Raw genomic sequence first — 14,435 nt, 5'->3', positions numbered from 1 at the left:
CTCCTCGCGCACCGTGAGGAGTAGCCCTTGAGCGAGCGCATCCGCATTCTGGACGAGCAGGTTCTGTCGGACGACTGGGCCGTGCTGACGAAATACACCATCGCCTACCGGCGCTTCGACGGAAGGTGGGAGGAACAGGTCCGTCAGGTCTACGACCGCGGCGACGGCGCCGTGATCCTGCCCTTCGACCCGACCCGCTCGACGGTCCTGCTGGTGCGCCAGCTGCGCTTTCCAGCCTTCGTCACCGGCCATCCCGAGCCCCTGATCGAGGCATGCGCCGGCAAGCTCGAGGGAGACGATCCCGAGACATGCATCCGAAAAGAAGCGGAGGAGGAACTCGGCTACAGGCTGCGCGACATCGAGCTGCTCTTTTCGCCCTACATGTCGCCCGGAAGCGTCTCGGAGCGCATCTGGTTCTTCACTGGGCTTTATTCGCACGCCGACAGGGTCTCGTCGGGCGGCGGTTCCGAACACGAGGGCGAGGATCTCGAAGTGCTGGAGATGACGGTTGACGAGGCATACGCGGCCTGTTTCGATGGACGGATCATCGACGGCAAGACGATCATCCTGATACAGCATCTGAAGCTTCGCGGGGCGCCCCTCCAGCCCTGATCCAATCGTCACGCCACGACAGCGAATACCTGTGCGCCACAACCGCTCCGGCCGCCTTGTCTAATCCCGTCCTGTTCTTTATCCCCGGCCTAGCGGAGACGCCTTGAGCATCGAACTGATCGCAGAGATCCTGGTGATCGCCGTTTGCCTGGCCGGCGGCGGCATCCTCAAGGGCGCGACAGGCGCCGGCGCGCCGATCCTGGCCGTGCCGGCGCTCGCCGCCTTCTTCGACGTCCGTTTCGCCGTCATCGTGATGCTCGCGCCGAACCTGCTCACCAATGCCTGGCAGGCCTGGCGCTTCCGCTCGCGGCTGCTGCCGGGGCGTTTTCTGGCGCCGTTCCTCATCGGCGGCGTGGGCGGGGCGGCGCTCGGGACGCTGGCGCTCAAATCTCTCGATGCCGGCATCCTGTCGCTCGGCGTGGCGATCGCCGTCGCCGTCTATGTTGTGCTTCGGCTGGCCCGCCCGCACTGGCAGCTTCCCATGCGCACCGGCGAATGGCTCTCTGCCCCGGCGGGTGCGGCAGCCGGCATCCTGCAAGGCGCCGCTGGGCTCTCGGCTCCGATCAGCATCACCTTCCTGAACGCGCTTCGGCTTCCGCGCGAGACCTTCATCGCTACGATCTCGACGCTATTCGTCACCTTCTCGTTGATCCAGATCGGCGTGGCGGAAGCGACCGGGCTCATCCATCCGGGCGAGGTGTTCTACAGCCTGTTCGCCCTGCTGCCGGTGTCGCTCGCCATGCCGCTCGGCGCGCGCCTCGCCGGGCGCATGTCGCCCCAGGCACTCGATCGCGTCATCCTCGCGATCCTCGCGGTCTTGGCGATCAAGCTCCTGTTCGACGCGCTGGCGTGAACGGTCGCTCAGGCCGCGTTTTCGCGCTCTTTCCAGTAGCTCAGGCGCATTCGCGGCGCGATCTTCCAGGCGATGAACGGCGTTAGGATGAAGCTGGCCACCACCACGGCCGGTATGAGGTAGATGGCATGCTCGCTGAGCGCAGGCACCGAAAGGACGACGACCACGCCAGCGCCAAACAGCACGGCATTGACCATCAGGCTGACGATGCCAGTCAGGTAAGTCCGGGTTTTCATCGGTTTGCTCCATCGTTCGAATGAAGGAGCAACGCCGACGCGAAGGGGCGGTTCCTGCGACCGTCACGCCCCTGGCGCCCCCACCCGCTCGAACCAGGCATCCTCGTCGATCACCTCGATCCCGAGGTCCGTCGCCTGCTTCAGCTTCGAGCCCGCGCCTACCGTGAAACCTCCTCAAGCATACAACCGCGGATAGATCGCAGGTAGGCAGACTTATACCCTGGTTGCCAGATTCTCACGGAGCAATACGAATAGCTTGGTGTCCATGCAGGCTAAAGGCAACTGAATTAAAGAAGTCCTCAATCTCCTGCACCGATGCCGAGGTAGAGACGGCATGGGCGGTCGAATAGGCCGCGATGTAGTCCTGTGTGTGATCGCCCACCCACAAGACGAATGTCGGAAATTTTTTCGAGTATTCTAGGAGTTCTGGCGTCGGGCCGTCGCCGGGTCGCCCATCTGAGAGAATAACAATGACCGAAAGACCGTCGAGGTTCAGCATGCCGCGATAGGCGCGATCCATGGCGGTGTAGAGTGCCGTTCCTCCCTCCGCAGGCGACATTGTGTAGCGAGCCAAAGCATCGTCGCAAGTGGTCTGGAAAGCCCCTGGCAACTGCGATACCTCCGACCCAAACTCGTAGATGCCACACTTCGCAGACACGACCTTGAGCGACGAAAAATTTCGGATCGCGGTTGTCACATCCTGGTCGAATCCGTCCATGCTACCGCTGCGGTCCACTAGCAAGGAGATGTTCTTGTCGGGATCGTCTTCAATCGCGCTTGCAATTTCGTTGCCGGCACCGTCGAATATCCTGAGGTGGTGCTCGGTGAGCCGTACAAAAGCACCTGAGTCGTCCCGCGCAAGGAAGAAGATGCGGTCCCCCACCCGGTGCGCCGAGAAGATCTCGTATTTCCGGTCTGCCAGCACGTAGTGATCACCGACCCGGTACGCCTGGAACGAAGCAGCGCTCGCAGTGGCGATGAAGGCTGGTACGGATGGTAGCACCGCGAAATAGGTACCGGCCGGAAACATAGGCGGAAACAGATAGACGTTGTCACCTGCGTCGTGGAACATCTTTCGCGCCGGCGGCTGAAAGAAGAACTCCAACTGGTTTGCTGCTTCATGCGGATCGTAGGCGAAAAAAGGTCCCCCGCTTCTTCCGCCCGCACCTTCGAAACCACCGTACCGGGGTGCGGAAAAGTCCTGCGCATGAACGGATGGGACAACGACAAGGAGCACGAGGATCACGCGAACGAAGCGTGTCATGGCAATCACTCCAGCCTGATGGACTCTCCCTGAGCGCGCAAGCCGCGCGCCACCGCCCTGTCCGAGAGTTTCTGCGCCATCAGCCGACGCTGCGTAGTTGCCAGAAACTGAACTGAAACTTGATCGAACTTTTCCGATGCCGCGCCGAGGCTCTGGACCATGGCATCGTCTACGCTTTCAACGAGCTTGACGTAGCCGTCCTGGGTAAGTTCTGTACACCCTTGTCCGGAATGCACGCCGCTGGTGATTAAATAGAGCGTGTTACGAGCGCTCCCCGACATGGCAAGGTTTACCTGCGCCTCCTCGAGCGCGGTAGGTATGTCGTTGCAGCCCGACGGCTTGTTGCCGACGAGGTCCTTCATCGCCTTGCCGTGTATGCCATCGCGGGCGAAATCCGAGGCATAGCCGGACCACAGCGTCAGCGGCGGCGATTTTGCCGAGATGACGCGAATGGTGGTAGCTTGGCGGTCGCGCCTGTGGGCTCGGGCTAGCGCATTAAAGAACTCTGTTAGGAACCGGTTGAAGTTCGACTTGCCCTGCGGGTCGCGCTCATCATGGGTAACGCCGGAATCATCAACGACGACCTGAACGAGGAGTTCTTCCGCCGAGGCGATTGCTGGTGCGAACGCGGCGAAGAACAGTGCGAGGATCAAGGGTTTAGTGATCACGTAGCGCTCTCCTTTGGCAACCAGAAGTTTCGAATCACATGCTTCATGATCCATAGGCTGGTGATCTGGTGCGCGCCGACTCCGATCGCGCCGATGATTAGCGCCAGTACGGTATCAAGTGAGCTGGTGTTTCCGCTGTCGATCAGCTTGGAAAAAAATATGAACTCGCCAACGACGACCAGTGCATTGAACAGGCCCACTATCATCGCAGCGTAAAGAATAAGCCTGCCTTTTCCGAGTATCTTTGGCTCCTGAAGCTTCAGCACAAGCTCCCAGAAAACGTAAGTAAACAGTATCACGAGTACGACCCACAAAATTCCAACGTAGTGACTCCCGTAGAGGAACAAGAATTGCACGTCGGCGAACTCGGGAAGAACGTCGAAGGCGAAAATTTCCGCGCGCTGGTACTGTACGAAGAGCAGCAACAGCTCGATTGTTATAATGAGTAGATGAGCGAATGCGTTTCGAACGTCGAAGCTGTTTGCAGACACCGCGCACCCCACCAACTTTTGGTAGTGCAATCGTAATCATACAACTTTGAATATGCAATAGTGGCCTTCTCACACCGAACGCATCGAGAGATCCTTCCGGCCACGCAGTGCTTTGGGTGAAATTCGCCTCAACCCATTCCCACCCGCTCGAACCAGGCGTCCTCGTCGATCACCTCGATGCCGAGATCAGTTGCCTGCTTCAGCTTCGAGCCCGCGCCGGGGCCAGCGACGACGAGGTCGGTCTTCTTCGAGACCGAGCCGGCGACCTTGGCGCCGAGGCGCTCAGCCATGGCCTTGGCCTCGTCGCGCGACATGCGCTCCAGCGATCCGGTGAAGACGATGGTCTTGCCCGCGACGGGTGACGAGATCTCGCCGATGGGTTCCTCGTCCTCCGGGGTGACCTGCTTGAGCAGCGCATCGAGCGCGTCGCGGTTGTGGTCCTCAGCAAAGAAATCCACCAGCGCCTCGGCCACGATAGAGCCGATCCCGTTGACGCCGACGATCTCACGCCATTCCTCATTACCGGGGTCGCCCTTGCCCTCCGGCATCTTGGCGGTCTCGGCCACCTCGCGCAGCTTCTCGAAGGAGAGAAAATGCCGCGCCAGGCGCTTGGCGTTGGTCTCGCCGATGTGCCGGATGCCGAGCGCGAAGAGGAAGCGCGATAGCTGCACCCGCCGGCGCTCATCGATCGCCGCGAAGAGTTTTCTGACGGAGACCTCGCCGAAGCCGTCGACGTTCTCGAGTTTCGTCAGCGAGCGCGACTGACGGTCCTTCAGGGTGAAGATGTCGGCGGGCTCGCGGATGCGCAGCGATTCGTCCGAGTGGCTGAAGAAGAACTCGATCTGCTTTTCGCCCAGCCCCTCGATGTCCATGGCGTTGCGAGAGACGAAATGGCGGATGCGCTCCATCGCCTGCGCCGCGCAGATCAGCCCGCCGGTGCAGCGCCACGCAGCTTCCCCTTCCTCGCGCACGGCGTGGCTGCCGCAGACGGGGCACTTGTGCGGGAACTCGTACGGCTTCGCTTCCGCCGGTCGCATCTCGGGAACGATGTCGAGGATCTGCGGGATAACGTCGCCCGCGCGCTGCACGATGACGGTGTCGCCCTCGCGGATGTCCCTGCCCTCGCGGATCGGCTGGCCGTCGTTGCCGAAACCGCGGATGTAGTCCTCGTTGTGCAGCGTGGCGTTGGTCACCACCACGCCTCCGACCGTTACGGGTTTCAGCCGTGCCACCGGCGTCATGGCGCCGGTGCGCCCCACCTGGATGTCGATCTTCTCCAAGACGGTCGTCGCCTTCTCGGCTGGAAACTTGTGCGCGGTCGCCCATCGCGGCGAGCGCGAGCGGAAACCGAGGCGTTCCTGCAGGTCGAGCCGGTCGACCTTGTAGACGACGCCGTCGATGTCGTAAGGCAGCGTCGCGCGCATGGCCTCGATCCGGCGGTACTGCGCCAGCATCTCCTCCAGCGAGCCGCAGCGCACCATCAGGTCGTTGACGACGAAGCCCCATTCCGAAAGACGCCGCACGGCCTCGTACTGGGTCTTCGCGAGCGGCGCCGACGTCTCTCCCCAGGCATAGGCGAAGAATTTCAGCGGCCGCGACTTCGTCACGTCCGGGTTCTTCTGCCGCAGGCTTCCCGCAGCGGAATTGCGCGGATTGGCAAAGACCTGGCCGGTTTCGGCCATGCGCTGGTTGAGCGCGAAGAAGTCGTCGCGGCGCATGTAGACCTCACCGCGCACCTCGATCAGGTCCGGCGCGTCCGCCGGCAGTTCGTCGGGGATTTCGCCGATGGTTCGGATGTTGGCGGTCACGTTCTCGCCCGTCGTGCCGTCGCCGCGCGTGGCCGCCGTCACCAGCCTGCCCTTCTCGTAGCGCAGCGACATAGACAGGCCGTCGATCTTGGGCTCGGCGGTGAAGACCAGTTCGCCCTCGGCCGGAAGCGCCAGGAAACGGCGCACCGAGGCGACGAAATCGACCACGTCCTCGTCGGAGAACACGTTGTCCAGCGACAGCATCGGCTTTTCGTGCCGCACCGGGGCGAATGTCGCGGAGGGAGCCGCGCCTACCGCCTTGGAGGGCGAATCCTCGCGCATGAGTTCGGGAAAGCGCGCCTCGATCTCGGCGTTGCGCTGCCGCAGGGCGTCGTAGTCGGCGTCCGAAATCTCCGGCGCGTCCTTCTGGTGGTAGAGCCGGTCGTGTCTGGCGATCTCGCCCGCTAGGCGCTCCAGTTCGGCCGCGGCCTCCTCCGTTGTCAGGGCGTCGATCGGCTTGGCTGGCGTGGTCATGCGGGAAGTTCCGGAGCTGCGATTGGCGCTGGACTATGCCCAGCCACGGGGCTCGGGTTCAAGTAGCGGTGCTCGACAGACCAACGATGCTGACAACTGCCGACGGGAACGACCCCTACTGCGTCTCCTGAAGCAACCGTCCGGCGGCCGCCCTCGCCTCCTCGGTGATCGTCGCACCGGCGAGCATGCGGGCGATCTCCTCCTGGCGTGCCGCGCGGGGCAGTTGCGCCACTCCGGTGGCGACGCGATCGGCGCCGCCGGACTTCGAAATGAGGAAATGCGTCGCGGCGCGCGCTGCCACCTGCGGCGCATGGGTGACCGACAGTACCTGGACGCGTTCGGAAAGCCGCGCCAGCCGCGCACCGATCGCGTCGGCCACCGCGCCGCCCACGCCGGTGTCGATCTCGTCGAAGACCAGCGTCGGCGCAGAACCGCGATCGGCGAGCGCGACCTTGAGCGCCAGGAGGAAGCGCGACAGCTCGCCGCCGGACGCGATCTTCGCCATCGGGCCGGGCCGCGAGCCGGGATTGGTGCGGACCCAGAATTCCACCTGGTCGATACCCTCCTCACGGCGGTCGTCCGCCTCGGTGGCGATCTCCACGATGAACTCGGCCCGTTCCAGCTTCAGCGCCGGCAGTTCTGCCATCACCGCGTCGGCGAGTGACGCGGCGGCTTCCCGCCGCAGCGCCGAGAGTGCCGCCGCGACCGCGTCGTAGCGCGTGCGCGCCTCCGCGGCCGCCTTCTCGAGCAAGGCGAGCCGTTCTTCGCCCGCGTCGAGCTCTGTGAGGTCGGCGACCATGCGCGCCCGCAGGTCAGGCAGCGCATCGACGGTGACGTTGTGCTTGCGCGCAGCGGCCCGCAGCGCGAAAAGCCGCTCCTCGGCCTGCTCCAGGCGCTTTGGATCAAACTCTGTCGCGCGCATCGCCGCGTCGATGCCAGTCTGCGCCGCGTCGAGCGCGATCAGCGCCTCGTCGAGCGATCTTACGACCTCCTCCAGAAGCCCGGGCGCCTCGGCGGACTTGCGTTCCAGACGCCGCACCAGGCTCGCGAGCAGCGGCACGGGAGACGCGTTGCCGGCGAAGAGTTCCTGCGCCTCGCCGATCTCGGCGGCGATCTTCTCCGCCTTCATCATCGAGGACCGCAGGCCGGCAAGCTCGGTCTCCTCCCCGTCCATCGGATCGAGCTTGTCGAGTTCGGCGACGGAGGCCCGCAGGTAGTCGGCCTCGCGCGCTGCCGCCTCGACGCGCGCCCGATGGCGCGCAAGGTCGCCCTCGGCCTGCCGCCAGGCATCCCAGCAGCGCACCGTCTCGGAGACTTCGGTGTCGTGCCGGCCGAACTGGTCGAGAATGTCGCGATGGGCACCGGGATCGACCAGGGCGCGCTCGTCGTGCTGGCCGTGGATCTCGACCAGCGCCCGCCCGACGTCGCGCATCAGGGCCACGCTGGCAGGGCGGTCGTTGACAAAGACGCGCGACCGGCCGTCGGCGTTCTGAACACGCCGAAGGAGAATGTCGCCCTCGTCCTCGATCGCGTTGTCCGCAATCAGCTTGCGGGCCGGATGATGGAGCGGAACGTCGAAAGCGGCCGTTACCTGCCCTTGGGTGGCGCCGTGGCGCACCAGCGACGCGTCGCCGCGCCCGCCGAGAGCCAGAGACAGCGCGTCGAGCAGAATGGATTTGCCGGCACCCGTCTCGCCCGTGAGAACCGAAAGCCCCGGCGCGAATTCGATGTCGAGCCGCTCGATCAGCACGATGTCGCGGATCGACAGTTGGACCAGCATCGCTAGCCTGCCGCCATCAGGTGCCGAGCAGGACGGCTCCGGCCTTTGAAATCCACGAGCCCTTGTTTTCCCGCGGCTCCAGGCCGCCCGTCTGAAGAAGCTTGTAGGAATCGCGGTACCACTGGCTGTCGGGGTAGTTGTGGCCAAGCACCGCCGCAGCCGTCTGCGCCTCCGACGCGAGCCCCATCGCGTAGTAGGTCTCCGTCAGGCGTGCCAGCGCCTCCTCGACGTGGCGCGTGTCGGAATAGACCTCGACCACGTTGCGGAACCGCTTGGCCGCGGCGACATATTCGCGCCGCTCCAGGTAGTAACGCCCGATCTGCATCTCCTTGCCGGCAAGCTGGTCTCGGGCGAAGCGCTTCTTCGCCTTGGCATCCTCGACATAGGAGGAGTCGGGCCAGCGCGTGATCACCTCATCCATGGCTTCGACCGTACGGCGGGCTTCCGCCTGGTCTTGGGTGACGTCGCGGATCTGCCGGTAGTAGCCCAGCCCCACGATGTACTGCGCGTAGGCGGCGTCCTCGCTCGACGGATAGAGTGCGACGTAGCGCTTGGCGGTATTGATCGAGTCCTCGTAGTTCCCGCGCCGGTAGTTGGCGAAAGCGGTCATCACCATGGATTTGCGCGCATACTCGGAATAGGGATGCTGACGATCGACCGCCTCGAACTTGGCGATGGCTTCCTTGATGCGGCCCGCTTCGAGATTGGCGAGGCCCTGGTTATAGAGTGTGTCGGCCGGCTCGATGTCCTGCACGTAGCTCGTCAGGTCGATGTCCTTTTCCCCGGCACATCCCGCGAGCGCAAGCGACAGCACCGCAAATGGCGCCGCAAGCGTTGCCCGTCTCATCCACCCGCCTCTGACGGCACTTCGTGTCGCGTTCATTCGTCGCTCGAATCCCTTGGCCCCCGGAAGGCGGCGGGGCGACCGCCATAGATCACAGCCGCGCTCCGCCGACAACGCTATCGCCGCGCATTCGCGCTATTTTGTGGCGGGAATGCGCGGCGGTCAAACTGCCCACTAACTCCGGACGATGACCCGGTACGCCGTATCGGCCGTCTCGCCGCTTGCCCGGCTGAGCCTCAAAGGGCCCAGGGAGCAAACACCGGAGCGCTGACCGCGATCATTTCGGCCTTGCGGCCGCGATTGCGGCGTGTCGTCTCGACGATCTCGAACGCACCACGATCCGAAAGCAGGCGCCGCAACGCCGCGGCGTTTAGCTTGTGCCCGCCGCGGTACGACCGGAAGCAGCCGATGAAACGCGCGCCGGCAAGCGCGAGGTCGCCCATCGCGTCAAGCGTCTTGTGGCGCACGAACTCGTCCTTGAACCGCAGGCCTTCCATGTTGATGACCTGGTCGTCGTCGCCGATGACGACGGAATTCTCAAGCGACGAGCCAAGCGCATAACCAGCCGCCCAAAGGCGTTCCACGTCCTTCATGAAACCGAAGGTGCGGGCGCGCGCGATGTCGCGCTTGAAGGTCTCGGCCTCGATGTCGCCGGCATAGAGCTGCTGCCCGATCGACTTGCTTTCGAACTCGATCTCGATCTCGAAGCGGGTGCCGTCATAGGGGAGGAACTCCGCCCAGGAACCGCCCTTCTCGATGCGGATGGGCTTGAGGATGCGGATGAATCGGCGCTTGCCGGCCAGGGTGCGGATGCCCGCCTGCTCGATGGCGTCGACGAAGTCCTGGCTACTACCGTCGAGGATCGGAACCTCGTTGCCGTCGATGTCGATCGAGACGTTGTCGATCCCGAGCGCGAAGAGTGCGGCCATCAGGTGCTCGACCGTCGCGACGTGCAGCCCGGAGGGATCGCCCAGCACAGTGCAGAGGTCGGTACCGCCGATCTCCGACACGAGCGCGCGAATCTCCCGGACCAGTTCGCCGTCCGACATGCAGTTGAACACCACACCGGTATCGGCATCGGCCGGATTGAGGTGGATGGTGACGGCCCTGCCGCCATGAACGCCCGTACCCGAGAGCGACACGCGCGAGTTGATGGTCGTCTGATACTCGTGCAAATCTATTCCCATGACCCCGCCCAATTCCGGACCGCTTGAAAGGCTGGAAAGCCGCGGCTTCTTGTTCTCGTACATGCGCAGGACGCCCAATCCCCGAAATGCCCTGCGCACCGCAGATTACTCGAAGCGGAAGATATAGGCCGGGCAGAGAGTCGCCAAATCACGGTTTCTTACCCCATGTAACGAGCACGCCGCATGAGCATAGTCTAGCAAGAAGCTGAAAACGCTCATTAATTGCATCTGCAGGCTGACCGGTTCGTCAGTCAGCCTGCGTCGTTTGTTACAGTCACGCCTTTCCTTGTCGGAGGCTCAGTTCGCCTGCCTGCGAAGGAAGGCGGGAATCTCCAGCTGATCCTCTTCCTGGGTGGCCCTTCCGGCCGGCACGAGCCGCCCGTGATCGTCGAGCTGGCCGCGGCGCGGCGCGTAGAGCTGTGCGTCCGAAGACGCCGCCCGGCGAGGCTCGGGAGCGGGCTGCATGAGCTGCGGTTCGCGCGGCGCGGCCGCCTTCAGCCGTGCCGGCTCTTCTTCCTTGCGTGAGCTGAGCCCGGTGGTCAACCGCTTAAGCAGCCCCATCGGACCACGCTCGTCGGCCGCTTCCGGCCTGACGGCCTGAGCCTGGAGCTCGGCCTGGACCAGCGGCGGGAAATCCTCAACGCGTGGCATGCGTGGCTGAGAGGGTGCCGTTTCCGTTTGCTGCATCGGCGCGGCGGGCTGCGGCGCCGGACGCAGATGGGCTTCGGGCGCCGCTGCCTTGAAGAGCTTGCTCTGGGGCTGGAAGTCGTCGGCGGACGCCGCCGGTGCACGCATCGGCGCACGCTCGGCCTCGCGGATGGCTTCGGCGACCGGGTCGAATTCGGCGGCCTGGTGCGACGCGGCGGGCTCGGCAACGTGCTGCGGGGCCGCCTGAATCGGGGCCTGACGCGATTCGGCCTGAACCGGGCGCGGCGCGGGCTTCGGCGGCTGCCGGATCTCGATCGGATGGGCAGCGATCTCGTGCGCCTTCTTGTCGATGCCGGTGGCAACGACCGACACGCGGATCACCCCTTCCAGTTCCTCGTCGAAGGTGGCGCCGAGGATGATGTTGGCGTCCTGGTCCACTTCCTCGCGGATACGGGTCGCCGCCTCGTCGACCTCGAACAGGGTGAGGTCGCGACCGCCGGTGATCGAGATCAGGAGGCCCCTGGCACCCTTCATCGAGGATTCGTCGAGCAGCGGGTTGGCGATCGCTGCTTCGGCGGCGGCCATCGCGCGGCCCTCGCCGGACGCCTCGCCCGTGCCCATCATCGCCTTGCCCATCTCGCGCATGACCGAACGGACGTCGGCAAAGTCGAGGTTGATCAAACCTTCCTTCACCATCAGGTCGGTGATGCAGGCCACGCCCGAGTAGAGCACCTGGTCGGCCATCGAGAAGGCGTCCGCGAAGGTCGTCTTGTCATTGGCGATGCGGAACAGGTTCTGGTTGGGAATGACGATCAGGGTATCGACGTTCTTCTGCAACTCCTCGATGCCGTTGTCGGCCGTCTTCATGCGGCGCTGGCCCTCGAAGTGGAAGGGCTTGGTGACGACGCCGACGGTCAGGATGCCCTTCTCGCGGGCAGCCCTGGCAACGACCGGGGCGGCACCCGTGCCGGTTCCGCCGCCCATGCCCGCGGTGACGAAGCACATGTGCGTGCTGGCCAGGTGATCGACGATTTCGTCGATGCATTCCTCGGCAGCGGCGCGCCCGACTTCCGGCTGCGAGCCGGCCCCGAGGCCTTCGGTCACGTGCGCGCCGAGCTGGATCAGCCTTTCGGCTTTCGACATGGTCAGCGCCTGGGCGTCGGTGTTCGCCACCACGAACTCGACGCCGCGCAGACCCGCGGTGATCATGTTGTTGACTGCGTTGCCGCCGCCGCCGCCGACGCCGAAAACGGTGATGCGGGGCTTGAGCTCGGTGATGTCCGGCTTCTGAAGATTGATCGTCATGTCCTCGTCCTTTTTGCCTTTCTCGCCGCATCGCCGCGCGGCTGCCTGGGGCTAGCCCCTCGAAACTAGAAACTCTCTTTGAACCACTGACCCACGCGCCCCAGCCGTCCACCCGTGCCCGTGGCGCGCATACGCAGGAAACCCGATACGCGGCTGCTCTCGAACGAAGCCACCTGGGGATAGATCATCAGCCCGACGGCCGAAGAAAACGCCGGTCCCTTGGCCGCTTCCGGAAGCCCTGCCACGCCGAGCGGGCGCCCCACCCGCACGTTGCGGCCGAGGATACGCCGGGCCGCCTCGGGCAGGCCTGTCAGCTGGCTGGCGCCACCGGTCAGGACGACGCGCTTGCCGACCGTCGGGCCGTAGCCGGAACGGTGCAGGCGCTCGCGCACGAGTTCGAGCGTCTCTTCGATGCGGGCGCGGATGATCCGTGTCATCACCGAGCGCGGCACCTGCAGCGGAACGTCGGATTCGTCGCCGCCCACGGGCGGCACGTTGACCACGTCGCGGTCGTCGGCGCCGGTCGGCAGCGCCGACCCGTGCATGACCTTGAACCGTTCGGCCACCTCGACACCGGTGGACAGACCGCGGGCCATGTCGAGCGTCACGTGGATGCCGCCGATGGGGAGCGAACTCGCATGCACGAACTTGCCTTCCGCGAAGACGGAGATCGTGGTCGTGCCGCCGCCCATGTCGATGCAGGCCGCGCCCAGCTCGGCCTCGTCGTCGACGAGCGCGGCGAGCCCGCTGGCGTAAGGGGTCGCGACCATCCGGTCGACGGAAAGATGCGAGCGGTTGATGCACAGTTCGATGTTGCGCACCGGCGCGGCATCCGCAGTCAGCACGTGCATGTCCACGCCCAGCGTCTCGCCCAGCATGCCGCGCGGATCGCGGATACCCTTCTCCCCGTCGAGCGAGAAGCCGACCGCCAGCGAGTGGACCAGTTCGCGCTCGGCCTGCAATGCCTTCTTGGCGCCCGCCGCGAGCACCTTGCGGATATCCGACGTATCCGCCTCGTGGCCGCCGAGATTGATCGTGGCCGTCGAAATGTCGCTGCTCAGCCGGCCCGCCGAGAGATTGACGATCAGGGAATCGACGGTCAGTCCGGCCATACGCTCGGCGGAATCCACCGCAAGACGGATCGCCTGTTCAGCCCGGTCGAGATCGACGATGACGCCCGACTTCACCCCCTGGGACTTCTGGTGCCCGATCCCGATGACACGCACCTGGTGGGTGCGTCCGCGAATGAGTTCGCTGCCCTCACCGGGCTTCAGCCTGCCGATGATGCAGCAGATCTTGCTCGAACCGATGTCGAGCACGGTAACGATGCCCGACCGGCGCGTGGACGCGGAGTGGGTTCCCGCAAGCCAGCTCATGTGCGCCGCCCGGCAGCCTTGACCGGCTTCATCATTTCTTTCACCGCCTCGGTCCGCTGCTTCAGCCCTTCGGGCGTCAGCTGGACGACCAGCCTGTCCTCCAGGCGCATGTCGACCGCCACCACGTCCCGCGACAGGAGGCCAGTGGCTTCTTCGGTATCGGCCAGATAGGAGAGCGCGGCGTCGGCGCCTTCTTCGGGGAGTTTCACGGTCACGCCGTTCAAAAGACGCAGATCCCAGCGGCGGTTGCCGACCCTGACATAACTTGCGACCCGCGACGCGAGCGCCGGATGCTCGGCGACGCGCGCCACGATGGATTGTGCCTTGCCGGCGGCGCCCTCGCCGACCACCAGGGGCAGATCGGAGTGGCGGCCAGAGCGGAACGGCGTGATGAGTTCGCCCGTCTCTTCGACCAGCACGAGATCGTTCCGGTGCTGCCAGATGGCGTAGGGTGTCTTCTCGACGACCGAAATCTCGATCGAATCCGGATAGACCTTGCGGACGGTGGCAGACTGGACCCATGGAAGCGACGCAACCTGGTCGCGCGCCGCGTCCACGTCGAGTCCGACCAGCGATGTCCATCCGTTCAGATCGAGCTTTTCGAGGACGTCGATGTCGGAAGTCTCGCTGTTTCCCGAAATGCGCACGTCGGTCACGGCAAAGCCGCTGTAGGCGGTCATGGTCTGGAGGAACTGCGGCCAGTGGCCGCCGACCGTCATCCCGTAGAGGCAGGTCGCGGCCAGCAGCGTACCCGTCATCAGCGGCGCGGCATATCCGGGCACGTGCATGTCCGAAACGCCCGCACGCAGTAGCACGCGGAACGGCCGCCGCAGAACGCGCGGCAGCACACCGGAAAAACGACCGGTCCTTGCGCCGGACCTGGCGACAG

General features: G+C 64.8%; 13 protein-coding genes. 2 read left to right on the top strand and 11 right to left on the bottom strand.

The window, feature by feature from the left end; translation table 11 throughout:
- Nucleotides 1–27 precede the first annotated feature (27 nt).
- Both ABGN05_RS05640 and ABGN05_RS05635 read left to right on the top strand, forming a co-directional pair.
- The gene (locus tag ABGN05_RS05640) at nt 28–612 is read left to right on the top strand and encodes an NUDIX domain-containing protein (protein ID WP_367952989.1); all 585 of its coding nucleotides are present in this window, start codon (nt 28–30) and stop codon (nt 610–612) included.
- A gap of 103 nt (nt 613–715) precedes the next feature.
- Nucleotides 716–1,465: a sulfite exporter TauE/SafE family protein gene (locus ABGN05_RS05635; protein ID WP_367952988.1), complete on the top strand. Its 750-nt coding sequence runs from the start codon at nt 716–718 to the stop codon at nt 1,463–1,465.
- Between the two features lie 8 nt (nt 1,466–1,473).
- Here the strand turns inward: ABGN05_RS05635 and ABGN05_RS05630 are convergent, their stop codons facing one another.
- The 11 genes from ABGN05_RS05630 to ABGN05_RS05580 all read right to left on the bottom strand — a co-directional run bounded on the left by ABGN05_RS05630 (nt 1,474) and on the right by ABGN05_RS05580 (nt 14,334).
- On the bottom strand, nt 1,474–1,701 hold the full coding sequence (locus ABGN05_RS05630; RefSeq protein WP_367952987.1) for a hypothetical protein: 228 nt from the start codon (nt 1,699–1,701) through the stop codon (nt 1,474–1,476).
- Nucleotides 1,702–1,936: 235 nt separating this feature from the next.
- Nucleotides 1,937–2,965, bottom strand: a complete 1,029-nt coding sequence (locus tag ABGN05_RS05625) for a vWA domain-containing protein (RefSeq protein WP_367952986.1) — start codon at nt 2,963–2,965, stop codon at nt 1,937–1,939.
- A gap of 5 nt (nt 2,966–2,970) precedes the next feature.
- Complete coding sequence (locus ABGN05_RS05620) at nt 2,971–3,633, bottom strand: hypothetical protein (protein WP_367952985.1); 663 nt, start codon at nt 3,631–3,633, stop codon at nt 2,971–2,973.
- Nucleotides 3,630–4,058: a hypothetical protein gene (locus ABGN05_RS05615; RefSeq protein ID WP_367952984.1), complete on the bottom strand. Its 429-nt coding sequence runs from the start codon at nt 4,056–4,058 to the stop codon at nt 3,630–3,632. The genes ABGN05_RS05620 and ABGN05_RS05615 overlap by 4 nt, the downstream gene beginning before the upstream one ends.
- 194 nt (nt 4,059–4,252) lie before the next feature.
- Nucleotides 4,253–6,406, bottom strand: coding sequence for an NAD-dependent DNA ligase LigA (ligA, locus tag ABGN05_RS05610; protein WP_367952983.1), 2,154 nt, complete (start codon nt 6,404–6,406; stop codon nt 4,253–4,255).
- Between the two features lie 115 nt (nt 6,407–6,521).
- A complete protein-coding gene (gene recN / locus ABGN05_RS05605) occupies nt 6,522–8,186 on the bottom strand; it encodes a DNA repair protein RecN (RefSeq protein ID WP_367952982.1) in 1,665 nt (554 codons plus the stop codon).
- Nucleotides 8,187–8,202: 16 nt separating this feature from the next.
- Nucleotides 8,203–9,033 (bottom strand): outer membrane protein assembly factor BamD, encoded by an 831-nt coding sequence (locus ABGN05_RS05600; protein ID WP_367952981.1) that lies wholly within the window; start codon nt 9,031–9,033, stop codon nt 8,203–8,205.
- A gap of 233 nt (nt 9,034–9,266) precedes the next feature.
- Entirely contained in the window at nt 9,267–10,217 is a 951-nt protein-coding gene (gene lpxC / locus ABGN05_RS05595; RefSeq protein WP_367953158.1) for a UDP-3-O-acyl-N-acetylglucosamine deacetylase, read from the bottom strand.
- A gap of 297 nt (nt 10,218–10,514) precedes the next feature.
- Nucleotides 10,515–12,170 (bottom strand): cell division protein FtsZ, encoded by a 1,656-nt coding sequence (gene ftsZ, locus ABGN05_RS05590; RefSeq protein WP_367952980.1) that lies wholly within the window; start codon nt 12,168–12,170, stop codon nt 10,515–10,517.
- A 65-nt stretch (nt 12,171–12,235) separates the two neighbouring features.
- Entirely contained in the window at nt 12,236–13,546 is a 1,311-nt protein-coding gene (gene ftsA / locus ABGN05_RS05585; protein ID WP_367952979.1) for a cell division protein FtsA, read from the bottom strand.
- On the bottom strand, nt 13,543–14,334 hold the full coding sequence (locus tag ABGN05_RS05580; RefSeq protein WP_367952978.1) for a cell division protein FtsQ/DivIB: 792 nt from the start codon (nt 14,332–14,334) through the stop codon (nt 13,543–13,545). The genes ftsA and ABGN05_RS05580 overlap by 4 nt, the downstream gene beginning before the upstream one ends.
- Between the last annotated feature and the right edge of the window lie 101 nt (nt 14,335–14,435).

The sequence above is a fragment of the Aquibium pacificum genome, from assembly GCF_040839445.1.
In the GTDB taxonomy this organism is placed as follows: domain Bacteria; phylum Pseudomonadota; class Alphaproteobacteria; order Rhizobiales; family Rhizobiaceae; genus Aquibium; species Aquibium pacificus.
Note: the sequence above shows the minus strand (reverse complement) of the source record. Positions and strands in the feature narration are given on the sequence as shown.